Source organism: Enterobacter cloacae complex sp. HYC074_NIDB (assembly GCF_056673345.1).
This window is the reverse complement of sequence record NZ_CP114214.1, coordinates 595,828-619,102: the sequence shown is the minus strand read 5'-3', so window position 1 is coordinate 619,102 and position 23,275 is coordinate 595,828. Positions and strand designations below refer to the sequence as shown.

The window sequence follows — 23,275 nt, the reverse complement described above, 5'->3', positions numbered from 1 at the left end:
GAGTTGTGCCGGTTTACACCGGCACGCCGCTGTGGAAGCGAAACTCGTTGTCCGGTGTCGAGATAAGTGTGGCTTCAATTTCGCCAAAAAGCTTTATGCGCGGTGAGATATCGTCGTCGCTCACCTGCCGGGCGAGCGTCAGGTAGTCCTGATAGTGGCGCGCTTCCGAGCGCAGCAGCGAGAGATAGAACTTCTGCAGGTCGTCGTCGAGGAACGGGGCCAGCGCGGCGAAGCGTTCGCAGGAGCGGGCTTCGATGTAGGCGCCGCAGATGAGCTTGTCGATCAGGGTTAGCGGCTCGTGGGTGCGCACGTCCTTCAGCATCCCTTTGGCGTAGCGGCTGGCGGTGATTTTGACGTAGGGAATGTCGCGGGCCAGCATCGCCTCGCGCACCTGCCAGAAGTGGTGCAGCTCCTCTTTAATCAGCAGCACCATGCTGTCGATGAGCGCCTGGCCCCACGGGTCGTCGGTTTTGGGCATCACGCTTTTGCCAATCTGCCTGTGCAGGGCGATGAAGTCCGGCTCCGGGCCGTCGCGGAAGGTGAACTGTTCGTAGGGCTTGAGCCAGTCGAGCAGCGCGTCGGCACCGCTTTCGTCGGCGACGTATTTACGCACCAGCAGCAGCGCGGTCTGGGCGGCCTTGAGCTCGCACACCATGTGGTCGGCGAGCAGCAGCGGCAGGTTCGCCGGGTCGCGGGCTTTATCAATCCATGCTTGCGGGGTCGGGCACTGAAGGAAGTTGAGTACGGGGGCGAGTATCTGCGGGTAATCCATGGTTCTGCCTTGAAAAAAGCGGTGGCGCGCGCCACCGCCTGAATCACTTAGTGACGCACGCCGTCGTCGTCTTCGTCGATGTAATCTTCGTCGTCGCCTTCTTCACCGTCTTCACCGTTCGGATCTTCGAAGTAGGTTCCCCAGCCGTCGTATTCCACGTCAAACTTCTCGGCCAGGTTCATCAGCTGTTCTACCTGCGCGTCGATCAGCTCCGCCTTCAGCGCGCCTTCGCTCAGGATGTCGCAGCAGATGACGGTGTCGCCCTCTTCCACTTCCAGCTCTTCCGGCTCGGTCACTTCGTAGCCCAGCTTGAAGGCTTCCACGGCCATTTTTTCCAGCGCGTCGAAATCATCCGCAGAGAAATGGTGCTCGATGGTGTACAGCGCGTCCGGATCGCTACCGTCTTCCAGCAGCTCTTCAATAATCAGACGCGTCTCTTCGCGTTGCTCTTCCAGGTGTTCCGGGTTTGCCATAGCTCAATCCTCTTTAAAGTGCGGCAGATACTTCTATTTTCACACACGGGCGGGTTTGCCTCCACCTTTGTTGGAAAGATTTGTGAAACGGGGTTGCAAATGAATAATTACACATATAAAGTGAATTTTAATTCAATAAGTGGCGTTCGCCATGTGAGGATAAAATGTCTGATCTGTACAAGAAACACTTTCTGAAATTGCTCGACTTTACCCCTGCACAGTTCACTTCTCTGCTGACCCTTGCCGCACAGCTCAAAGCCGATAAGAAAAAGGGCAAGGAAGTACAGAAGCTTACCGGTAAAAACATCGCGCTCATCTTCGAAAAAGACTCGACCCGTACCCGTTGCTCTTTCGAAGTTGCCGCATTTGACCAGGGTGCGCGCGTTACCTATTTAGGGCCGAGCGGCAGCCAGATTGGGCATAAAGAGTCAATTAAGGATACCGCGCGCGTGCTCGGGCGGATGTACGACGGCATTCAGTATCGCGGCCACGGCCAGGAAGTGGTCGAAACGCTGGCGCAGTATGCGGGCGTGCCGGTGTGGAACGGGCTGACCAACGAGTTCCACCCGACGCAGCTGCTGGCGGACCTGCTGACCATGCAGGAGCACCTTCCGGGCAAGGCGTTTAACGAGATGACGCTGGTCTACGCGGGCGACGCGCGCAACAACATGGGCAACTCGATGCTGGAAGCGGCGGCGCTGACCGGACTGGATCTGCGTCTGGTGGCGCCGAAGGCCTGCTGGCCGGAAGAGAGCCTGGTGGCGGAGTGCAGCGCGCTGGCAGAGAAGCACGGCGGGAAGATTACCCTGACGGAAGACGTGGCGGCGGGCGTGAAGGGCGCGGACTTTATCTATACCGACGTGTGGGTGTCGATGGGCGAAGCCAAAGAGAAGTGGGCGGAGCGGATTGCGCTGCTGCGCGGGTATCAGGTGAATGCGCAGATGATGGCGCTGACCGGCAACCCGGACGTGAAGTTCCTGCACTGTCTGCCGGCGTTCCATGACGATCAGACCACGCTCGGCAAGCAGATGGCGAAGGAGTTCGATCTGCACGGCGGGATGGAAGTGAAGGACGAGGTGTTTGAGTCGGCGGCGAGCATCGTGTTCGACCAGGCGGAAAACCGGATGCATACGATTAAGGCGGTGATGGTGGCGACGCTTGGGGAGTGATTGACTCCTCTGCGGTCTGGTGCCCTCACCCCGGCCCTCTCCCACGGGGAGAGGGAGAAAACACTAAAAACGACAACAGCGTTATCGTCGGGCAGAAAAATTCATTTTACTGACGCTTTCTCAGATAGGCATTAACCATAATAAGAATTTATGTTTTTATTAACCATTATTTACTGAGTAGATAATGGTTAATATCAGGTCATTATCAATTACAAAACACCGTATATTATCGGCGTAATATTTCCTTATTGCTGCATTTCCTTAATAAGGATTATTCATGTCATGGAATAAGCATGAAGCTGTGTCATACGCCCGTAGCCACGCACTAACCCATACTGGACACGATTGCGCTCGAGCAATCGCCGCCACCATTCGAGCCGGAGGGCTTAAAATCGAAGGGGCAAACCTATCGCCAACTCCAGCCAGCAATAACCTTATACAGGCATTATTAAAATGAATAAACTCATTTTTCTTGTGTTATTCAGCACAGCCGCATTGGGGGCCGAAGATTTTCAGATACCGATGCAGCGCGCCCTTGAATTCAATCGCTGGTACGTCAAACAGGTTAACAACGAACATTATCCTATCCAGGAGGGAAATGAAATCGATAAGTTCGTTACGGCCAGTACCATGAAAAAATTACGTCATGCAGACGATCCCCGTTATGCCGACGCTGAATTTTACGAGGCTGATTTTTTTATGAAATCGCAATATATCGGCGAGGACTGGGCTGAGAATGTGGCTATTGATTCGTATGATTCAGACCCGGTCTGTGTAAACGTGAATATCACGTTTGGCAAAAAGACCCAGCACACAGTCATTGATTGCATGGTTAAAGAAGATGGGGTCTGGAAAATCCAGTCTGTCGCCGCTCGGGATAATAATTGATGTCCCCCGCTAACAATAATGTAGCCGCCTTTGTTGCCGGATGGCGCTGCGGCCTGATGCCCTCACCCCGGCCCTCTCCCACGGGGAGAGGGAGAACATCGGCGCCATTTCATTGATTTTTCACCCCGAAAAAGGTACGTTTTCGCCTTCATTCCAGCGTGGACATGCCAGCATTATGCCGATTATTCAGTCTGTTGAACGTGCGTTGCAGATCCTCGACCTGTTCAACGAGCAGGCCACCGAGCTTAAGATCACCGACATCAGCAAACTGATGGGGCTGAGCAAGAGTACCCTCCACTCGCTGCTGAAAACACTCCAGCTTCACGGCTATATCGATCAGAACCCGGAGAACGGCAAATATCGCCTCGGCATGAAGCTGGTCGAGCGCGGGCATTTTGTCGTGGGCTCCATCGATATTCGCCAGAAGGCGAAAGGCTGGCTGACGGAGCTGTCCCGGCGGACCGGGCAGACCACGCATCTGGGGATCCTGGACGGGCGTGAAGGGGTTTATATCGAGAAGATTGAAGGCAAGCTGGCCGCCATCGCCTATTCGCGCATCGGCCGCCGCCTGCCGGTTCACGCCACCGCCATCGGCAAGGTGTTGATTGCCTGGCTGGGCGAGGCCGAGCTGAACACCCTGCTTGAGAGCTATCAGTACACCACCTTTACGCCCGCTACTCTCTCCTCTCGCGAAGCCTTAATGAGCGCCCTGGCGCAGACCCGCGAGCAGGGCTATGCCCTGGATAGCGAAGAGAACGAGCAGGGCGTGCGCTGCGTGGCGGTGCCGGTGTGGAACCACGAATCCCGCGTCATCGCCGCCCTGAGCCTGTCGACGTTGACCTCGCGCGTGGACGACGCAGAGCTGGCTGATTTCCGCGAGCAGCTTCAGCAGGCCGGGCTCGCGCTGTCACGCGCGCTGGGCTACCCGGCCTGAGCCGTTAAACCGGCTCGTAGGTGAAGTAGTCGAAGTCCGCGTGGCAGCCGTCGCCGCTGATGTCCTCGCAGTGCAGCCCCACAAACGCACCGGTGAAGAAGCCGCGCCCGCCGATATAGTCATCCGACAGCTTCCACGCCTCATACGCTACCGGCACGGCGTGCCACGTCTCGCCGTCAAACGAGTAGCTGTAGCGGTAGACCTGCGTATCCACGTCCACGCGCAGCCAGACGCTCTCCGCACTCTCCGGCACGGGAATCGGCTGCTCGTGCAGCGGCCATGACGGCACGTTGTGGTCAAGCTGGATCACCTTAATCGTTCTGCCCTGCCCCTCCTCGTAATCCACAAAGCAGTAGCTCCAGTTTTTGCTGTTGTAGTAGCAGGTCAGCCCCGCGCTCTGCTGGAAGTGGACCGGCGAGAACTGCATCCGCGTCTCGGCCCGGAAGGTGAAATGCTGCCACCGGCGCGCCACGGTCGACTGGGTAAAGGTCGAGTTGAGCGAGTCGTTGCCGTACAACCGTAAATAGCCGGGACGGGCGGTGAGCGAGCCGAGGGTGTCGTCGAACGGAATGCGCAGGGTCTGCAATTCAGGGTCAAGCGAACTGGCGTCGAAATCATCCCGCCAGCTGCCCTGAGCGGCGGCGGGCTGCTCCGCCATCTGTGGGCCTTTCACGGTCAGCTGCGCGTGCTTGCCGCCCTCCACGTACGGCCAGCCGTCGCGCCATTCAATGCGGGCGATGCCGGTCTCGCGCCCCAGCGGGCAGTAGCCGCGTCCGCCGGAGGCCAGCAGCGGCACGCCGGGCAGGCGCAGCGGGCGGCTGGTAAGGTAGGCCATATACCACTCCCCGGTGTGGGTTTGCAGCAGCGAGCCGTGGCCGCTCTTTTGCAGCGGGTTCTCCGGCAGGTGCCAGCTGGTCATCATCGTCACGTCCGGGTGCAGCTCGTACGGCCCGTCGATGGTTTTTGCTCGCAGCACCACGACGGCGTGCTCGTAGCTGGTGCCGCCTTCGGCAACCATCAGGTAGTACCATCCCGCGTGGCGATACAGGTGCGCCCCTTCGGTGTAGCAGAGCGGCGTGCCGGTAAACAGCGTTTTGCGCTCGGGCGAGAGGGTGCCGGTCTGCGGGTCAAACGCCTGCATCACGATAGTGTTATGCGGGTTGCTGTGGTGGCGCGGCCCCCACGGGCGGTAGAGGTAGTATTTGCGGCCATCGTCGTCGTGGAACAGGGACGGATCGAACCCGCCGTTGCCCATCGGGATCGGCTCGCTCCATGGCCCCTCAATGGACGGCGCGGTGACGAGGAAGTTGCGGCCATTTTTCCACGGCGAATCGACAATCTTCACGTCGGTGTAGAGCAGCCAGAATTTGCCGTCGGCGTAGCTCAGGCACGGCGCCCAGATGCCGCCGGAGTCCGGGTTGCCCTTCATGTCCAGCATCGACACGCGGTCCAGCGGGGTGCTGACCAGCGACCAGTTTTTCAGATCGCGGGAGTGATAGATGCGCACGCCCGGGAACCACTCGAAGGTCGAGGTGGCGATGTAGTAGTCCTCGCCCTGGCGGCACAGGGACGGGTCCGGGTTGAAGCCGGTCAGGATTGGGTTAGTAATTTCCATGTTGCCTCCGGTTAATGGGATGCGGCTGTCGCGGCGTCGGGAATGGCCTCGCCCTGCGCCGCGCGGTGCTTGATCAGCTGCTGGCTGATGGCCTCCACGCGGGCGTCGGTGAGCTTGTAGAACGACAGCATGATGAACATGCCCGCGTAGAGCACCACCGGCACCACGCAGAACAGAATTTTGATGGTGGTCAGCACCTCGACCGGCTGCACGCTACTGCTGGCGGAGTAGTTCACCCAGGCCAGGATCCAGCCCACCACCGCCCCACCAATCGCCAGGCCAATCTTCAGGCTGAACAGGTAGGTGGAGAACACCAGCCCGTCGAGGCGGCGACCGCTGCGGCTCTCCTCGTAATCCACCACGTCAGAGGCCATCAGCCACTGTAGCGGCGTGGTGGTGTTAAAGACGAACAGGAACAGGATGTTGAGGGCGAAAATCAGGGCAATATGCTCTGCTGGCGTGACGAAAATCAGCAGGCTGATGAGCGAGTAAGCGACGATGATCCACTTAAAGGCGGTGACGCGGTCGAAGCGGCCCAGCAGACGAGACGAGCAGAGCGAGCCGAACATGGTGGCGAGGCTGCCGTAAAGTAAAAACTGGGTCGCCATTTCCGGGTGATCCATCACGTATTTCACGAAGTAGAGCGTCGCCCCGCCGCGCACCACGTTGGAGCAGGTCGCCATCATCTTGAAGGCGCACATGATCCGCCACTGACCGTTGCCCAGCAGCAGCTTAAGATCTTTCGCCACCGACGAACCCGGCTGCACCTCAAAGGTGTAACGCTCTTTGGTGGTAAAGAAGCAGACGTAGAGCAGCACCACGCCGGTCATTCCCAGCACGCACATGGCGCCGAAATAGCCCACCTGCTCGTCCCCTTTGCCGATGATGCTTACCAGCGGCAGGGCAATGCCGCTGATGGCGAGCGACCCCGCGGCGGCGAGGAAGAAACGCCAGGACTGAAGGGCGTGGCGCTCTTTCGGGTCGGCGGTGATCACCCCCGGCATGGCGCAGTACGGGACGTTAACGAAGGTGTAAACCAGGGTCAGGAGAATGTAGGTCGCGCAGGCGTAGATGATTTTGCCCTGCGCGGAGAAGTCCGGCGTGTAGAAGGTCAGCATGCAGACGATGCCGAACGGGATGGCGCCCCACAGCAGGAACGGGCGGAACTGGCCGTGCCGCGTGCGGGTGCGGTCTACCAGCAGCCCCATCAGCGGATCGGTCACGGCGTCGAGCACGCGGGAAACTAAAAACAGCGTCCCCATTATGCCCGCGGAGAGACCGAACACGTCGGTGTAGAAATAGGCCAGCAGGAACATCGTGGCCTGCCAGACGAAGCCGCAGGCGGTATCACCCAGCCCGTAGCCAATTTTGTCTTTCATGGTTAATTGCGTCATCAGAATTACACCCTTATGTAGTGTGCTGAATTACAACATTGTGTTACTGGAGTGTAATGAGCTGCTCAATTAACCAGCAATGGTCATATCTTATTTCTGAATTACGTTATTTCGCTTTTGTGACGCCAACGATATATCATAAGTCATTGTTTAAATTAGTAAATTAAAGACAAGTAAAAACCGCCCGCGGAATATTTTCCGCAGGCGACTTTCTCTCAAAAAATAATTAAAGGCCGAGTGCTTTTTTACCGGCGTTAATTACCTCAATGATTTTATCGGTGTCATAAATACAGCCTTTCCAGGTGCCGCCACTCACGGACTGTAATGCCGCCCACAGCCGGGTATCGTCCGGCAAAAAGTCGTGAGCGTGCAGGTCCGGGTGCGTCTGCCGCCGCGCCAGCTCGCGCGCCCCCTCTTCCGGCGTCAGCGGGTTGTCCGCGGTACCGATGAAGTTCACGCTACCGGTCAGAGTCAGGCGGTCCACGGCAATCTCAATGATGTCGTTATCGCGCAGCTTACCAATCGGCCCTCCCGCCAGCGCCTCCGGCGATACGTGGCCGAAGCAGGCGCCCGTCGACACGCCCGAGAAGCGCGCATCGGTGATGAGCGACACCGTCTTGCCCCACGAGATGTGCTTCAGCGCGGAGGTGAGCTGGTAGGTCTCTTCCATGCCGGTGCCGGACGGTCCACCGCCGATCACCACCATGATATCGCCCTGCTTAATCTCTTCCCGCTTGATGGCCTTAATCGCCTGCGCCTCCGAGACAAACACCCGCACCCGGCCGGTGTGGCGGTAAACGCCATCTTCACCCACCACCGACGGGTCGATCGCCGTGGCCTTGATCACCGATCCTTCCGGCGCGATGTTGCCCGTCGGGAAGCAGACCGTCGAGGTCAGCCCTTTCGCTTTTGCCTTCTCCGGCGGCAGGATCACGTCATCCGGCTCCACGCCGTCCTGCTCGCGCAGGCACTGGCGGAAGCGCTTACGGCGCTCCGAGCTCTGCCACCAGTCGAGGTTCTCGCCCACCGTCTGGCCGGTGACGGTCATGGCGTCCAGGTGCAGCAGACCGAGATCGCGCAGGTGGAGCATCACCTCCGGCACGCCGCCCGCGAGGAAGGCGCGCACGGTCGGGTGATAGTCCGGGCCGTTGGGCAGCACGCTGACCAGGCGCGGCACCCTGCGGTTGACGCGCGTCCAGTGCTCTACATCCGGGATCGTGCAGCCCGCCGCGTGGGCGATGGCCGGGATGTGCAGCAGTAAATTCGTCGAGCCGCCGAACGCCGCGTGGATCACCATGGCGTTTTCGATGGCTTTATCGGTGAGGATATCGCGCGTGGTGATGCCACGGTTATCCAGCTCGCTCACTGCCCGCGCCGACTGGCGGGCGATCTCCAGCCACACCGCCTGCCCGGACGGCGCCAGCGCGGAGTGCGGCAGCGCCAGCCCCAGCGCTTCGGCCACCACCTGCGAGGTGCCCGCCGTGCCGAGGAACTGGCAGCCGCCGCCCGGCGACGCGCAGGCGCGACAGCCGAGCTCGGCGGCCTCCTGCAAGGAGAGTTCATGGTTGGCGAAGCGCGCGCCGATGGTCTGCACTTTGCCCGCGTCTTCCCCCACGGTCGGCGGCAGCGTCGCCCCGCCCGGCACCAGAATGGTCGGCAGGTCGTGCATGGAGGCCAGCGCGATCATGGTGGCGGGCAGCCCTTTATCGCAGGTTGCCACGCCAATCACCGCCCGGCGTGTCGGCAGGGAGCGGATCAGGCGGCGAAACACGATCGCCGCGTCGTTGCGGTACGGCAGGGAGTCGAACATGCCGTGCGTGCCCTGAGAGCGCCCGTCGCACGGATCGCTGACGAAGGCGGCGAACGGGATCCCGCCGTTGCGGGTGATCTCCTTCGCCGCCGCCTGCATCTGCATGCCGATCTCCCAGTGCCCGGTGTGGTAGCCCAGCGCGACCGGGCGTCCGTCTCCGGCGCGGATCCCGCCCTGGGTGCCGATGATCAGCACCTCTTTGCCGGTCAGCTTGTTGGCATCCCAGCCCATCCCGGCGTTCTGCGTCATGCCGAACAGGTTGCCGCTGGGGGATTCCATCACCATCTGCGGGGTCAGCGGCAGCGCGCCCTGTGGCCCCGCCGCGTGGGTGATCACCGCATAAAACGCATCGTCCTGTGGGGTAAAAATTTTCTCAATGGTCATCGTTATCGTCCGGCTCAGCAGAGCTTGAGCTGTTGTAACAGGGTTTTCAGCTGCGCCTTGCGCGGCTCGTCCAGCGGTGACGCGGGCGGCAGCACGTGGGTAGAAATCGGGCGGCCGCAGAGCACAATCGCCTCTTTAATGACGTTCACAAACGGCGTATCCAGCTGATACATCTGAGGAATTTGCAGCAGGGTCTGATGATACTCAGCCGCTTTCGCCACGTCTTTATCCCGCCAGGCTTTCAGAAGATTTACCGACACCTGTGGGGCAAAGTTGCCGCTGGCCGAGATCGCCCCGTCGCCGCCGAGCAGCAGGGTATTAAACAGATGATCGTCGTAGCCGCACAGCACGGTAAAGTGCGGATGGGCGGCTTTGACGGTGTGGATCATGCTGCGCAGGTGGGCCACGGAATCGATGGTGTCTTTGATGCCGACGATGTTGCTGCGCGAGTCGGCCAGGGTTTTGACCAGCGCCGGGGTCAGATCCTGCCCGGTCAGCGCCGGGAAGTTATAGAGCATCACCGGCAGCGTGACGCTGTCCGCCACCTGCTCGAAATAGCGGATCAGGTTCGCTTCCGACACTTTCCAGTAGTAAGGGTTGATCACCACGATGCCGTCCGCCCCTGCCTGCTGCGCGTGCTGGCTCAGCTCAATGGTTTCCCGGGCGTTGGTGCCGCCGGTGCCGATCAGGACCGGCACGCGACGATCGACATGATCGATAGCAAATTGGGCAATGGTTTTACGCTCTTCGGCGCCGAGCTGGGAGAACTCGCCGCCGCTGCCCAGGAAAAACAGGCCGTCGACGCCTGCTTTGATCAGATCGTCGATCAGCGCGGCGGTGCCCTGCTTATCGAGCTGGCCATCGGCGGTAAAAATGGTGGAGACAGGGGGAATGATACCCGTGAACAACGCGGACTGCGGCATGTGATCTCCTTATTGAATCATTTTGTTCTACATTGTAGAACAGCGTTCGTTAAATTAACGATCATACTATGACGCAGGAAAAGCGCAGGTAAATGAGAGATGAGGAGGGAGTGCGGGAAGTTTAAGCTGGATCACATTATGCGTGGGTGCGGTCTGGTGCCCTCACCCCGGCCCTCTCCCACGGGGAGAGGGTGTAAAAGTTCCCTCTCCCCGTGGGAGAGGGTTAGGGTGAGGGAAAATTACTCCACCAGCATTTTAACAACCACTTTCCTGACCTTAGCAGGTGCCCCCACCGCGCACAGCGGCTTATGCACCTCACCCGGCCAGAACACCACAAAATCCCCTTCGCTCAGCACCACGGTTTTCTCCTGCTCGCCTTCCGGCAGGAACGCGATGTCTTTGTCCGCCAGCCAGTCGGTGTCCGGCGTACCGTGCGGCAGGGTACTGAAGGTCATCCCTTCCTGACCCTTCAGCACAATCTGAATATCCAGATAGCGTGCATGGTATTCAGCACGACGCTCGGCGAACGGCTGGGTCATGTCCTCCGAAACCAGATAAAACAGGCTGTTGCCATTGATGTCGTGCTTGCCGGTCGGCGTTGCGTCGGTGACGTGGGCCTTAACGTGCTCAATGGCCTGGCGCAGCTCTTCTGGCAGCCAGGACTGGAGATGATGAATATTGCCAATAATCATGATACAACCCTCAGATTAAAACATTGTTTCATTTTCATGTTTTATACGAGAATTGCTTCTTCCATACCAGCCCTTTTTTGACAAGATTTGCGTCAGCGCATGTTTATCGGGAAATGTGTTAATCCACTGTTAATTGCACACAGGCATTTATGCAGTGGTTATGCATAACCTCATTTCATGCACTTTGCACATAGGGTCTAACTCACTGAATTTAAAACGTAACTCACAAAACCTGTTGGCATATCACACTTTATCACTTTGGTTATTTCCTTTAAAAATCCATAATTATTTATTGATTTATCTTAAGTGAAAAATAGTTAACTGTCATTATTGCATAGCTATTCCCGAATCAACATTTTATCTATTAAAATCAACCATATAACTAAATATTTCAAAACGTGTAATTCTACATAATAATAACAAACTCAAATATTGCCACCCGTTCCTGCTTAGCTATTCATCCCGTAATAATATGAAATTAATCATTATCTGATACGAATCATGCAATTGAAAACAAACTCATCAATATCGGTTTTCGCGTGAGCAATGTCACAATAACCATTATTTAAGCGCCTACTATAACTCACGAAATCTATTGAGCTTAGCCGCCATGAAATTAAACACCTCACATGGCGCATGCCCTTTTTATTCTGAAAAAAGTTAAAGGAATAATTATGGAAAAGCATTACGTCGGTTCTGAAATTGGTCAATTGCGTAGCGTTATGCTGCACCGTCCTAATTTAAGTCTGAAACGGTTAACTCCCTCAAACTGTCAGGAGCTGTTATTTGATGACGTGCTCTCGGTTGAACGGGCGGGTGAAGAGCATGACATCTTCGCAAACACGCTGCGCGAGCAGGGTGTGGAAGTCCTCCTGTTGACCGACCTTCTTACGCAAACGCTTGATATTGCGGAAGCAAAAGCCTGGCTTCTTGAAACACAAATCTCCGACTATCGCCTGGGGCCAACCTTCGCCGCCGACGTACGCGGCTGGCTGGCGGATATGCCGCACCGCGAACTGGCGCGCAGGTTAAGCGGCGGATTAACCTACGGTGAAATTCCGGCGGCCATTAAAAATATGGTGGTCGATACCCACACGGCGAATGATTTTATTATGAAGCCGCTGCCGAACCACTTATTTACCCGCGATACCTCCTGCTGGATATATAACGGCGTCTCCATTAATCCGATGGCGAAACCCGCCCGCCAGCGTGAAACGAATAACCTGCGGGCAATATATCGCTGGCATCCCGCATTTGCCGACGGCGAGTTTATTAAGTATTTCGGCGACGAGAATATTAATTACGACCACGCCACTTTAGAAGGCGGCGACGTATTAGTGATTGGTCGCGGGGCGGTATTGATCGGCATGTCCGAACGCACCACCCCGCAGGGCGTGGAGTTCCTCGCTAACAGCCTGTTTAAACACCGCCAGGCCGAGCGCGTGATTGCCGTTGAGCTGCCAAAACACCGCTCCTGCATGCACCTCGACACCGTCATGACCCACATCGACGTGGATACCTTCTCCGTCTACCCGGAAGTGGTGCGCAAAGACGCCCAGTGCTGGACGCTCACCCCGGACGGCCGCGGCGGCCTGCTGCGCACCCAGGAAACCGACCTGCTGCACGCCATCGAGAAAGCGCTCGGCATTAACCAGGTACGTCTGATCACCACCGGCGGCGATGCCTTTGAAGCCGAACGCGAGCAGTGGAACGACGCTAACAACGTCCTGACCATCCGCCCGGGCGTGGTGATCGGCTACGAGCGCAACGTCTGGACCAACGAGAAGTACGACAAGGCGGGCATCACCGTGCTGCCGATCCCGGGCGACGAGCTGGGACGCGGTCGCGGCGGCGCACGCTGCATGAGCTGCCCACTGGAACGCGACGGAATTTAAAGGAGCCATCATGGAACGAAAACCCACTCTGGTTGTGGCCCTTGGCGGCAACGCGCTGCTCAAGCGCGGCGAACCGCTTGAAGCGGACATCCAGCGCCAGAACATCGAGCAGGCCGCCCGCACCATCGCCGGCTTAACGGAGCAGTGGCGCGTGGTGCTGGTGCACGGCAACGGCCCGCAGGTCGGACTGCTGGCGCTGCAAAACAGCGCCTACGACAAAGTCACGCCCTACCCGCTGGACGTTCTCGGCGCCGAAAGCCAGGGGATGATCGGCTACATGCTCCAGCAGGCGCTGAAAAACAATCTGCCCCAGCGCGAGGTCAGCGTCCTGCTCACGCAGGTGGAAGTGGACGCCGCCGACCCGGCCTTCAGTAACCCGACCAAGTACATCGGCCCGGTCTACAGCGAAGCCCAGGCAAAAACGCTGGCCGCGGAGAAAGGCTGGGTGTTTAAGGCCGACGGCAGCTACTTCCGCCGCGTGGTGCCCTCTCCGCAGCCGAAGCGCATTGTCGAGAGCGACGCCATCACGGCGCTTATCCAGCGCGACCATCTGGTGATCTGCAACGGCGGCGGCGGCGTGCCGGTGGTGGAAAACGCCAACGGCTATCGCGGCATTGAGGCGGTGATCGACAAAGACCTCTCCGCCGCCCTGCTGGCGCGCCAGATCGAGGCCGACGCCCTGCTGATCCTCACCGATGCCGACGCGGTGTACCTCGACTGGGGCAAGCCAACCCAACGTCCGCTGGCGCAGGTGACGCCGGAGCTGCTCAGAGGCATGCAGTTCGACGCCGGATCGATGGGGCCGAAAGTAGCCGCCTGCCGCGAGTTTGTTGAGGCCTGCGGCGGCATTGCCGGGATCGGCGCGCTGAATGACGGCGCGGAGATCCTGGCGGGCGAGAAAGGCACGTTGATTCGTAACTGAGTCGTTTTCCCCTCACCCTAACCCTCTCCCACAGGGAGAGGGCCGGGGTGAGGGCATCAGACAGCACAAATTTTAAAAAGGATTTCCCCATGACCATTAACCTGAAAAACCGCAACTTCCTGAAACTGCTGGACTACACCCCGGCGGAGATCCAGTACCTGATCGACCTCGCCATCGAGCTCAAGGCCGCCAAAAAAGCCGGGCGCGAGAAGCAAACCCTGGTCGGGAAAAACATCGCCCTGATCTTTGAAAAAACCTCCACCCGCACCCGCTGCGCCTTCGAAGTGGGCGCGTTCGACCAGGGCGCGCAGGTCACCTATCTCGGCCCAAGCGGCTCGCAGATTGGCCATAAAGAGTCGATGAAAGACACCGCCCGCGTGCTGGGCCGCATGTATGACGGCATCGAATATCGCGGCTACGGCCAGGCCATCGTTGAAGAGCTGGGCGAGTACGCGGGGGTGCCGGTGTGGAACGGCCTGACCGACGAGTTCCACCCGACCCAAATTCTCGCCGATCTGATGACCATGCTGGAGCACTCCCCGGGCAAAACCCTGCCGGAGCTGAGCTTTGCCTATCTCGGCGACGCGCGCAACAACATGGGCAACTCGCTGATGGTCGGTGCGGCCAAGATGGGGATGGATATCCGCCTCGTTGCGCCGAAATCCTTCTGGCCGGAGGCAGGCCTGGTTGAGCAGTGCCGCGCCATTGCGAAAGAGACGGGCGCGCGCATCACCCTCACCGACGACGTGGAAGAAGGCGTGCAGGGGACCGATTTTCTCTACACCGACGTGTGGGTCTCCATGGGCGAGCCGAAGGAAGCCTGGGCCGAGCGCGTCAGCCTGATGAAGCCATATCAGATTAACGCGGACGTGATGAAGGCCACCGGTAACCCGAACGTCAAGTTCATGCACTGCCTGCCGGCATTCCACAACGAGCACACCAAAGTGGGCCGCGAAATCGAGATGGCGTACGGGCTGAAGGGGCTGGAAGTGACGGAGGAGGTCTTTGAATCCCCGAACTCCATCGTTTTCGACGAAGCAGAGAACCGCATGCACACCATTAAAGCGGTCATGGTGGCGACACTCGGCGACTAATCACCGCCCGACGCGCCGCGGGGTGCGCCGGGTTCAGGAGAACATCATGGGCAAGTTCAAGTTTCCCTCCGCTTACACCATTCTCTTTTTTCTGATTGCCGTGGTTGCCGTGCTGACGTGGATTGTTCCGGCCGGGCAGTACCATATGGCAATGAACGAGGCGCTCGGTAAAGAAGTGCCGGTTGCTGGCACCTACGCGCACGTGGCAGCGCACCCGCAAGGTCTGGTCTCCGTGCTGATGGCGCCGATTGCCGGGCTGTACGATCCGGAATCCGGCCAGGCCGGAGCCATCGACGTGGCGCTGTTTATTCTGATCATCGGCGGATTCCTCGGGATCGTTACCAAAACCGGGGCGATAGACGCCGGGATCGAGCGCGTCACCACCCGGCTGCGCGGCCGCGAAGAGTGGATGATCCCGATCCTGATGGCGCTGTTTGCCGCGGGCGGCACGATTTACGGCATGGCAGAAGAGTCGCTGCCCTTCTATACCTTACTGGTGCCGGTGATGCTGGCGGCGCGGTTCGATCCGGTGGTTGCGGCCTCTACCGTGTTGCTCGGCGCGGGGATCGGCACCCTCGGCTCCACCATCAACCCGTTCGCCACGGTGATCGCCGCCAACGCCGCCGGGATCCCCTTCACCAACGGCATCATGTTGCGCATCGCGCTGCTGGTGATCGGCTGGATCATCTGCGTGGCGTGGGTAATGCGTTACGCCCGTAAGGTGCGCAAGGATCCGTCGCTGTCGATCGTGGCGGATAAGCAGGAAGAGAACCGCGCCCACTTCCTCGGCAACAAGGGCGAGCAGTCGCTGGAGTTTACCCCGGTGCGCAAACTCATCCTGGTGATCTTCGCCCTCGCCTTCGCGGTGATGATCTACGGCGTGGCGGTGCTGGGCTGGTGGATGGCGGAGATCTCGGCGGTGTTCCTCGCCAGCGCCATTATCGTCGGGCTGATCGCCCGCATGAGCGAAGAGGAGCTGACCTCAACCTTTATCAACGGCGCGCGAGATTTGCTGGGCGTCGCGCTGATTATCGGCATCGCGCGCGGTATCGTAGTGATCATGGATAAGGGCATGATTACCCACACCATTTTGCACAGCGCCGAGGGAATGGTCACCGGATTGTCGACGGTGGCGTTCATCAACGTGATGTACTGGCTGGAAGTGGTGCTGTCGTTTCTTGTGCCTTCTTCGTCCGGCCTGGCCGTTCTGACGATGCCGATCATGGCGCCCCTTGCCGATTTCGCTAACGTCAACCGCGACCTGGTGGTTACGGCTTACCAGTCGGCGTCCGGCATCGTTAACCTGATCACTCCCACCTCTGCCGTCGTGATGGGCGGGCTGGCTATCGCCCGCGTGCCCTACGTGCGTTATCTGAAATGGGTCGCGCCGCTGCTGGGGATTTTAACGGTGGTGATTATGGTGGCGTTAAGCCTGGGCGCTTTGTTGTGATTTGCCGGATGGCGCTGCGCTTATCCGGCCTACGGATCGGTGCGGTGCCACCGGTTATTTCGGGAACTGATATGGGAACTATGATGGATTACGAAGAGTACTCTCCCAAAGAGCAACTACAGCTAACGGTCTGCCAGCGTCTGATCGCGGAAAAGAGCTATCTCTCCCAGGAAGAGATCCGCCGCGACTTACAGGAGCGGGGTTTTGAGACCATCAGCCAGTCCACCGTTTCACGTCTGCTCAAGTTGCTTGGTGTCATAAAAATTCGCAATGCCAAAGGGCTAAAGATTTATTCGCTGAATCCCCAGCTACGCCCGGCCCCCGATGCGGCGCGTACCGTCTCTGAAATGGTGGTGAGCGTGGAGCACAACAGCGAATTTATCCTTATCCATACCGTCGCCGGATATGGCCGCGCGGTGGCGCGTATTCTGGATTATCACCAGTTACCGGAAATTTTAGGCGTGGTGGCCGGAAGCAGTATTGTCTGGGTCGCGCCCCGCATAGTGAAGCGCACCGCGCTGGTGCATAAGCAAATTAATTATTTACTCATAACGCATTAATATTCATAAAGAACCGTTTGCATTGAGTAAAGCGTGCATTAAATCGCTTGATCCCAAAAGCGAGCTGCGTATAATGCCCGACAATTTGCCGGGAGGAAGCATGGTCAAGCGTGTACGACATAACGTCTTACCGCGTCTGAAATCAGACGCTGGCCTGCCGTTTTTCTTCCCGTTGCTAAACCTATTCCCAGAGCCCCTCATTTGAGGGGCTTTTTTTTGCCCGGCGTCAGGAGATAAACATGAATCCGCTTTATCAAAAACACATCATTTCCATAAACGACCTCAGCCGCGAAGAGCTGGAACTGGTTCTGGAAACCGCGGCAAAACTGAAGGCCAATCCGCAACCGGAGCTGCTGAAGCACAAGGTGATTGCGAGCTGCTTCTTTGAAGCCTCGACCCGCACCCGCCTCTCCTTTGAGACCTCCATGCACCGCCTGGGCGCGAGCGTGGTGGGCTTCTCTGACAGCAGCAACACGTCGCTGGGTAAAAAAGGCGAGACCCTGGCGGATACCATTTCAGTGATCAGCACCTACGTCGACGCGATTGTGATGCGCCACCCGCAGGAGGGCGCGGCGCGTCTGGCGACCGAGTTTTCCGGCGGCATTCCGGTGCTGAACGCCGGTGACGGTGCCAACCAGCACCCGACGCAGACCCTGCTGGATCTGTTCACCATTCAGGAGACGCAGGGCACGCTTGAGAACCTGAACATCGCCATGGTCGGCGACCTGAAGTATGGCCGCACCGTCCACTCCCTGACCCAGGCGCTGGCGAAGTTTAACGGCAACCGCTTCTTCTTCATCGCGCCGGACGCGCTGGCGATGCCGCAGTACATTCTCGATATGCTGGACGAAAAAGGCATCGCGTGGAGCCTGCATGCCAGCATCGAAGAGGTGATGGGCAACGTGGATATTCTCTACATGACCCGCGTGCAGAAAGAGCGTCTTGACCCATCCGAGTACGCCAACGTGAAGGCGCAGTTCGTACTGCGCGCCAGCGACCTCGAGGGCGCGCGCGACAACATGAAGGTGCTGCACCCGCTGCCGCGCATCGATGAGATCACCACAGACGTGGATAAAACGCCGCACGCCTGGTACTTCCAGCAGGCCGGAAACGGCATCTTCGCCCGCCAGGCGTTACTGGCACTGGTTCTGAATCGCGAATTAGCTCTGTAAGGGGAGACGACCATGACACACGATAACAAACTCCAGGTTGAAGCCATCAAGCGTGGCACCGTGATTGACCACATCCCTGCGCAGGTGGGCTTTAAGCTGCTGACGCTGTTCAAACTGACCGAAACCGACCAGCGCATCACCATCGGCCTGAACCTGCCGTCGGGCGAGATGGGCCGCAAAGACCTGATCAAGATCGAGAACACTTTCCTGACCGACGAGCAGGTTAACCAGCTGTCGCTGTACGCGCCGGACGCCACGGTTAACCGCATCGACGATTACGACGTGGTGGGCAAATCCCGCCCAAGCCTGCCGGATCGCATCGAAAGCGTGCTGGTCTGCCCGAACAGCAACTGCATCAGTCATGCTGAGCCGGTTTCCTCCAGTTTCGCAGTGAAAAAGCGCGCCAATGACATCGCACTCAAATGCAAATACTGCGAAAAAGAGTTTTCTCATTATGTGGTGCTGGCCAACTAATTGAGGTTGGTAATGAAATCCCGGCTGTTATAATGGCCGGGAACATTCTTAACGCTGTAATTCTGGAGAAAAAATGAGCAAAGTACTCGCGACGGAAAATGCACCAGCGGCTATCGGCCCATACGTTCAGGGCGTTGATCTGGGCAGCATGATCATCACTTCTGGCCAGATCCCGGTGAACCCAAAAACCGGTGAAGTACCCGCCGACGTAGCGGCGCAGGCGCGTCAGTCGCTGGAAAACGTGCAGGCGATCGTCGAATCTGCCGGTCTGAAAGTGGGCGATATCGTCAAAACCACCGTGTTCGTGAAAGATCTGAATGATTTTGCGACCGTTAACGCCACTTACGAAGCGTTCTTCACCGAGCACAACGCGACCTTCCCGGCGCGCTCCTGCGTGGAAGTGGCGCGTCTGCCAAAAGACGTGAAAATTGAAATTGAAGCGATTGCCGTACGTCGCTAATTTATTACAGGAAAGAGAAGGCAGCTCAGGCTGCCTTTTTTTATTTCGACCATTTTTACTCTCTCCGGGAAATGACGCATCCGCCACTCCATTAATAGACTGACGCTGCCTTGCTCTATTCTAATTAATGGATGATGAATGAAACTCTCTAAAATTGCGCTGGCGGTTACCACATTAACGGTTGCGTCTTCCGCACTTGCACACGGATATATAGAATCCCCTGCCAGCCGCGCTTATATGTGTAAGCTCGGCAAGAATATTGACTGTGGCTCTGTACAATATGAACCGCAGAGCGTAGAAAAGGCCTCCGGCTTCCCGACGGGTGCGATGCCGCCTGACGGCCAGCTTGCCAGCGCCGGTATTGCCAGCTACTCCCAGCTTGATAAGCAGAGCCTGAACGCCTGGACCAAAAATCCCATGACGGCAGGCCCGCATGAATTTGTCTGGCACCATACCGCGCCGCATAAAACCACCAACTGGCGTTATTACATTACCAAACAAAACTGGGACCCCAATAAACCGCTGACCCGTGACCAGTTCGAATTAACGCCGTTCTGTACTATTAACGGAAATGGTCAGGCACCGGCGATGACAAAATCCATGACCTGTAATGTCCCGGAACGTACGGGCTACCAGGTTATTTATGGCGTGTGGGAAATTGCGGATACCGCAAACAGTTTCTATCAGGCCATTGACGTTGATTTCGGTAACGGCGGCAACGTCACGCCGGACGGCACCCCAGCGGTGATATCCCAGTGGAGTAAAACCCTGAGCGGACAGATTGCCGGGAATAACCTGAACACGGGCGATAAAGTGATTGCACGCTTCTTCGACGCCAACGGGGAAGTTGCCGCCCTGCGTACCGAGCTGTCCATCGGCTCCGTTGCCCAGGAGGATGCGAACCAGTGGTCCTACGATCTGGCGCAGAAGATCAACGCCGCGTACAGCGATGTGCGTGTCGGGGTGAAGGATGAGGCGGGCGAAATTAGCCCGGTTCACGGCGCGAACAGCGTCTTCGTCAAAGACGGCAGCGCCCTCCAGTCCGTTGCGATTTCGTACGAAGAGCAGAAGGCGGAAGTGAATGAAACCATCGCTGTATCTAACCTGCACTACAGCAAAATCGAGAATGGCAAGGCATCCGTCACCTTCCACGTGAACACCAAAGGCGACGTGAACGTTGAAGCGCACGTGATGAACCACAGCGGTGCGGAAAAGGGGTATCTGAAGCAGGAGATGAATAACGCCAGCCAGGACGTGACCATGACCCTGACTGACGTCACGGCGGGGCACCATATGCTGAAATACTACGCCACCAACAAAGACGGCACCCTGTTCGCGCAGGACGTGCTGGATCTGATGCTGGAAAGCGACGCGGCGGACAGCAACGGCCCGCATGACTTTATCTTCCCGGATAACGTCGCGTCCTACAAAGCGGGCACCGTAGTGCTACAGCCGAAAGACGGTAAGACCTACGAATGCAGGCCTGTCCCGTTCAGCGGCTACTGCGTGCAGTACAGCCCAACCGCAAACCAGTTTGAACCAGGCGTGGGCGCGCACTGGAGAGAGGCGTGGGTGCTGAAGAACTGAGTGATCTGATTCCCTCACCCTAACCCTCTCCCAAAGGGAGAGGGAATTTATACACCCTCTCCCTTTGGGAGAGGGCTGGGGTGAGGGTTCTTTACTACTGATTCCGCGTCGCGCGCAGCAGCGTTTCCAGCGGGTACACCGCCGCAATCACCACCTCGTCCTGAACCTTCGCCGCGTTATCCAGTTCGCTCTGGATCGACGCAATCTCTTTATCATCCAGCGTGCCCTGGCGCGCCACCAGATCCGTCAGCCGCAGGCCAATCGACGAAAGCTTGTCGACTTCCTGAATCACCGGCTTGATCGCCTTCAGCTGATAGCTGTTTTCGCTTAGCGCCAGCGCGTCGCTGGTGTTGCTCTGCCAGCGGTTAAAGACGTGGCGCAGCGCGTCGGCGCTTTCCGTGTCTTCCGCGTCGCTCACCAGACGGTCCGCCCATTTATTCATCTGACGCCCGGTCGCACTTTCCGGGTTTAGCGCATCAGCGAGCCGGTTGAGCGGCTCAAACTGATGATAGTTTCCAGCCTGGAACTTAAGATGCTGGCGAGTGTAATACTGCGCCGGTTCAAGCGCCTGGGCGAGAATTTGCAGCGGCAGGGTATCCGCATTGTTGGCGAGGCGCGTGAACTGCACCTGCTGCTGGGTATGCTGCTGTAGTCCAACCGACACCGTCGACCAGCTGTCCATCGCCTGGAGCCGGGTATACATGTTGTCGATGTCGTTGACGTCCTTCGCCGACCATAGCCGCTCCGCCACCGCAAAGGCGCGCGGCCACAGACGGATATCCAGCACCGGCGCGACCACGTTTTCCGCCCACAGCGCGGCTTCACCGCCGAGCAGATTGGCCTCGTTCGCCGGGTCCGGCACCACCGGCGGTATGCCTTTTGGGACCGCGTCCAGACGCGTGCCGTTAATCGGGTAGCGGGCGTTACCCACCAGGAAATAGCCGCTGAGCTTATCGTTCTCAACAGAAACGACCGGACGCGTTTCACCCATCCAGGTATCAACGGTAAACGTTACCTGATTGTCGTCCCGCCATTGAATGTTATCCACCGCCCGACGCGATTTCCCGGCAAAATCAATAAATCCGCGCCAGCCAGCATCGCCTTTCACCAGCGTAAAGCTACCTTCCACCGGCTTGCCCTTCAGGCGCGGCATGGAGAAAGCCCAGCTCTGGACGCTGTCGGTGTCCGCTATCACATCCACGCCGTTCAGCCCCTGCGGCACAATTTCATTGCGGTAGTGGTAGGCGGTGGATTGCGGCTGATCGAGGTAGAAACCGGTTGAGAGAATGCCCTTATAGCCGTTCTGCGCCACCTGCCCCAGCGCGTCCTGTCCCTGCCAGGACTGGATCAGAATGCTTTTCGGCAGATCGGGATGGTAGATCTCATCCCAGCCAACCATCTGCCGGTGGTGCTTCTCAAGGATCGTCTCCAGCTTGCGGTTGAAATACGCCTGCAACGCGTGGCTGTCCGCCAGTTTATTGTCGCGCATGAATCTCTGGATCGCAGCGTTCGCTTTCCACTGGCTGTCGTCAACCTCATCGCCGCCAATATGCAGATATGGATCCGGGAAGATCGCCGCCAGTTCGCTGACCATCGCGTCGGCAAAGGTATAAGTTGCCTCTTTGGTGGGATCCAGCACTGGCTTCAGCACGCCCCAGTGGCGCTCCATGGCGTACGGCCCCGGCGCGCTCATCAGCTCCGGGTAGGCGACGGCAATCGCCGAGGCGTGGCCCGGCATATCAATTTCCGGCACCACGCGTATGCCGCGCTCGGCAGCGTAACGCACAATCTCGCGCATCTGCTCAGGGGTGTAGAACAGCCCGTCGCTGGCAAGCTGGGTCAGCTTAGGGTAGCGCTTTGAGCTGAAGCGCCAGCCCTGATCGTCGGTCAAATGCCAGTGCAGCACGTTGAGCTTCGCCGCGGCCATGCCGTCGATCTGGCGTTTAATATCCGGAATCGGGAGGAAGTGGCGCGCCGAATCGAGCAGCAGCCCGCGCCACGGGAAGCGCGGCGAATCTTCAATGGTCACCCACGGGATCGAGGTGTTTTCGGCGCCGTTCTGCATCAGCTGAAGCAAGGTTTCCATGGCGCGCAGCGCGCCGAAGCGGGTATTGGCGGAGATATTTACGCCGTTGGCGTCCACCGTGAGTTTATAGCTCTCATCGCTGTCCGGCAGCGGCTGCGGCTTCACCTTTTTGGCGATGGCGATGCGGATGGTCGGCTTGTCAGGTTTTTCGGCCTGCGGCTGTAGCGTCCAGCCGGTTTGAAGGGCGATGCGCTGGCGCAGGCGGTTGACCGCATCCCCCAGATCGTCGCCACTTACGCTCACGGTGAGTTGATTGTTAAGCTCCAGCGCGCCCTGAGTGGTCGGGCGTTCAACCTTCGCAGGCCAGGGCATTAAGGGAAGGTCGCCTGCCGGTGCGGCAAAGGCGGAGGCGCCGAGCATAAGCCCGGCGGTTAAGAGACTGTACCGTAACATGAATGTTCCTTATCTGACGGGCCAAATACAGGCAAAACATTCTGTTAACATGCGCTCAAATTGTCGTCAAGCGAATGCGCCGACGGAGATCACAGGTTGTTGAATTTGGGAGGAAAGCCAGCTGCCGG

The 23,275-nt window shown here is 58.3% G+C and carries 22 protein-coding genes and 1 pseudogene; 14 read left to right on the top strand and 9 right to left on the bottom strand.

Annotated elements, in window-relative coordinates:
* Window positions 1–13: 13 nt before the first annotated feature.
* Both miaE and rraB read right to left on the bottom strand, forming a co-directional pair.
* Window positions 14–772 carry a tRNA isopentenyl-2-thiomethyl-A-37 hydroxylase MiaE gene (miaE, locus tag O1724_RS02995; protein ID WP_126297115.1) on the bottom strand — a complete coding sequence of 253 codons (759 nt, stop codon included), beginning with the start codon at window positions 770–772 and terminating at the stop codon, window positions 14–16.
* Between the two features lie 47 nt (window positions 773–819).
* Window positions 820–1,245, bottom strand: a complete 426-nt coding sequence (gene rraB, locus O1724_RS02990) for a ribonuclease E inhibitor RraB (protein ID WP_025759886.1) — start codon at window positions 1,243–1,245, stop codon at window positions 820–822.
* A 99-nt stretch (window positions 1,246–1,344) separates the two neighbouring features.
* Between rraB and argL the strand changes: the two genes are divergently transcribed.
* From argL to xynR, 4 genes are all read left to right on the top strand, one after another.
* The gene (gene argL, locus O1724_RS02985) at window positions 1,345–1,440 is read left to right on the top strand and encodes a putative translational regulatory protein ArgL (protein WP_213014347.1); all 96 of its coding nucleotides are present in this window, start codon (window positions 1,345–1,347) and stop codon (window positions 1,438–1,440) included.
* A complete protein-coding gene (gene argF / locus O1724_RS02980) occupies window positions 1,410–2,414 on the top strand; it encodes an ornithine carbamoyltransferase (protein ID WP_126297116.1) in 1,005 nt (334 codons plus the stop codon). Before argL ends, argF (O1724_RS02980) begins: the two co-directional genes overlap by 31 nt.
* 453 nt (window positions 2,415–2,867) lie before the next feature.
* The gene (locus O1724_RS02975) at window positions 2,868–3,302 is read left to right on the top strand and encodes a DUF3828 domain-containing protein (RefSeq protein ID WP_063944771.1); all 435 of its coding nucleotides are present in this window, start codon (window positions 2,868–2,870) and stop codon (window positions 3,300–3,302) included.
* Between the two features lie 175 nt (window positions 3,303–3,477).
* Window positions 3,478–4,236 (top strand): DNA-binding transcriptional repressor XynR, encoded by a 759-nt coding sequence (gene xynR / locus O1724_RS02970; protein WP_045894205.1) that lies wholly within the window; start codon window positions 3,478–3,480, stop codon window positions 4,234–4,236.
* A gap of 4 nt (window positions 4,237–4,240) precedes the next feature.
* On the opposite strand, the gene O1724_RS02965 is transcribed toward xynR, so the two are convergent.
* The 5 genes from O1724_RS02965 to O1724_RS02945 form a co-directional block, all read right to left on the bottom strand.
* On the bottom strand, window positions 4,241–5,851 hold the full coding sequence (locus O1724_RS02965; protein WP_126297117.1) for a glycoside hydrolase family 43 protein: 1,611 nt from the start codon (window positions 5,849–5,851) through the stop codon (window positions 4,241–4,243).
* Window positions 5,852–5,862: 11 nt separating this feature from the next.
* Window positions 5,863–7,245, bottom strand: a complete 1,383-nt coding sequence (locus tag O1724_RS02960) for an MFS transporter (protein ID WP_126297118.1) — start codon at window positions 7,243–7,245, stop codon at window positions 5,863–5,865.
* Window positions 7,246–7,471: 226 nt separating this feature from the next.
* A complete protein-coding gene (gene yagF, locus O1724_RS02955) occupies window positions 7,472–9,439 on the bottom strand; it encodes a xylonate dehydratase YagF (protein WP_126297119.1) in 1,968 nt (655 codons plus the stop codon).
* A 14-nt stretch (window positions 9,440–9,453) separates the two neighbouring features.
* Window positions 9,454–10,362 (bottom strand): 2-keto-3-deoxygluconate aldolase, encoded by a 909-nt coding sequence (gene yagE / locus O1724_RS02950; protein ID WP_045345907.1) that lies wholly within the window; start codon window positions 10,360–10,362, stop codon window positions 9,454–9,456.
* A gap of 239 nt (window positions 10,363–10,601) precedes the next feature.
* The gene (locus O1724_RS02945; RefSeq protein ID WP_023315297.1) at window positions 10,602–11,054 is read right to left on the bottom strand and encodes a YhcH/YjgK/YiaL family protein; all 453 of its coding nucleotides are present in this window, start codon (window positions 11,052–11,054) and stop codon (window positions 10,602–10,604) included.
* 674 nt (window positions 11,055–11,728) lie between these two features.
* Here O1724_RS02945 and arcA point away from each other — a divergent pair.
* From arcA to O1724_RS02920, 5 genes are all read left to right on the top strand, one after another.
* Window positions 11,729–12,949: an arginine deiminase gene (gene arcA, locus O1724_RS02940; protein ID WP_023305333.1), complete on the top strand. Its 1,221-nt coding sequence runs from the start codon at window positions 11,729–11,731 to the stop codon at window positions 12,947–12,949.
* A gap of 10 nt (window positions 12,950–12,959) precedes the next feature.
* Entirely contained in the window at window positions 12,960–13,871 is a 912-nt protein-coding gene (locus O1724_RS02935; protein ID WP_003862918.1) for a carbamate kinase, read from the top strand.
* A gap of 89 nt (window positions 13,872–13,960) precedes the next feature.
* Window positions 13,961–14,965, top strand: a complete 1,005-nt coding sequence (argF, locus tag O1724_RS02930) for an ornithine carbamoyltransferase (RefSeq protein ID WP_003863360.1) — start codon at window positions 13,961–13,963, stop codon at window positions 14,963–14,965.
* 46 nt (window positions 14,966–15,011) lie between these two features.
* Window positions 15,012–16,415: a YfcC family protein gene (locus tag O1724_RS02925; protein WP_003863365.1), complete on the top strand. Its 1,404-nt coding sequence runs from the start codon at window positions 15,012–15,014 to the stop codon at window positions 16,413–16,415.
* A gap of 80 nt (window positions 16,416–16,495) precedes the next feature.
* Window positions 16,496–16,975, top strand: a complete 480-nt coding sequence (locus O1724_RS02920) for an arginine repressor (protein WP_126297139.1) — start codon at window positions 16,496–16,498, stop codon at window positions 16,973–16,975.
* A 3-nt stretch (window positions 16,976–16,978) separates the two neighbouring features.
* On the opposite strand, the pseudogene O1724_RS02915 reads toward O1724_RS02920, so the two are convergent.
* Window positions 16,979–17,096: pseudogene (locus O1724_RS02915) on the bottom strand (hypothetical protein).
* On the opposite strand from O1724_RS02915, the gene O1724_RS02910 reads away from it, so the two are divergent.
* The 5 genes from O1724_RS02910 to gbpA all read left to right on the top strand — a co-directional run bounded on the left by O1724_RS02910 (window position 17,076) and on the right by gbpA (window position 20,668).
* Window positions 17,076–17,180: a pyrBI operon leader peptide gene (locus tag O1724_RS02910; RefSeq protein WP_022646880.1), complete on the top strand. Its 105-nt coding sequence runs from the start codon at window positions 17,076–17,078 to the stop codon at window positions 17,178–17,180. The pseudogene O1724_RS02915 and the gene O1724_RS02910 sit on opposite strands and share 21 nt — an antisense overlap.
* A gap of 34 nt (window positions 17,181–17,214) precedes the next feature.
* Window positions 17,215–18,147, top strand: coding sequence for an aspartate carbamoyltransferase (gene pyrB / locus O1724_RS02905; protein ID WP_003863368.1), 933 nt, complete (start codon window positions 17,215–17,217; stop codon window positions 18,145–18,147).
* A gap of 12 nt (window positions 18,148–18,159) precedes the next feature.
* Entirely contained in the window at window positions 18,160–18,621 is a 462-nt protein-coding gene (gene pyrI, locus O1724_RS02900) for an aspartate carbamoyltransferase regulatory subunit (protein ID WP_003863370.1), read from the top strand.
* Window positions 18,622–18,694: 73 nt separating this feature from the next.
* The gene (gene ridA, locus O1724_RS02895) at window positions 18,695–19,081 is read left to right on the top strand and encodes a 2-iminobutanoate/2-iminopropanoate deaminase (protein ID WP_003863373.1); all 387 of its coding nucleotides are present in this window, start codon (window positions 18,695–18,697) and stop codon (window positions 19,079–19,081) included.
* A 138-nt stretch (window positions 19,082–19,219) separates the two neighbouring features.
* A complete protein-coding gene (gene gbpA / locus O1724_RS02890; RefSeq protein ID WP_126297120.1) occupies window positions 19,220–20,668 on the top strand; it encodes an N-acetylglucosamine-binding protein GbpA in 1,449 nt (482 codons plus the stop codon).
* 94 nt (window positions 20,669–20,762) lie between these two features.
* Here gbpA and O1724_RS02885 read toward each other — a convergent pair whose 3' ends face one another.
* On the bottom strand, window positions 20,763–23,147 hold the full coding sequence (locus O1724_RS02885) for a beta-N-acetylhexosaminidase (RefSeq protein WP_126297121.1): 2,385 nt from the start codon (window positions 23,145–23,147) through the stop codon (window positions 20,763–20,765).
* Window positions 23,148–23,275 lie beyond the last annotated feature (128 nt).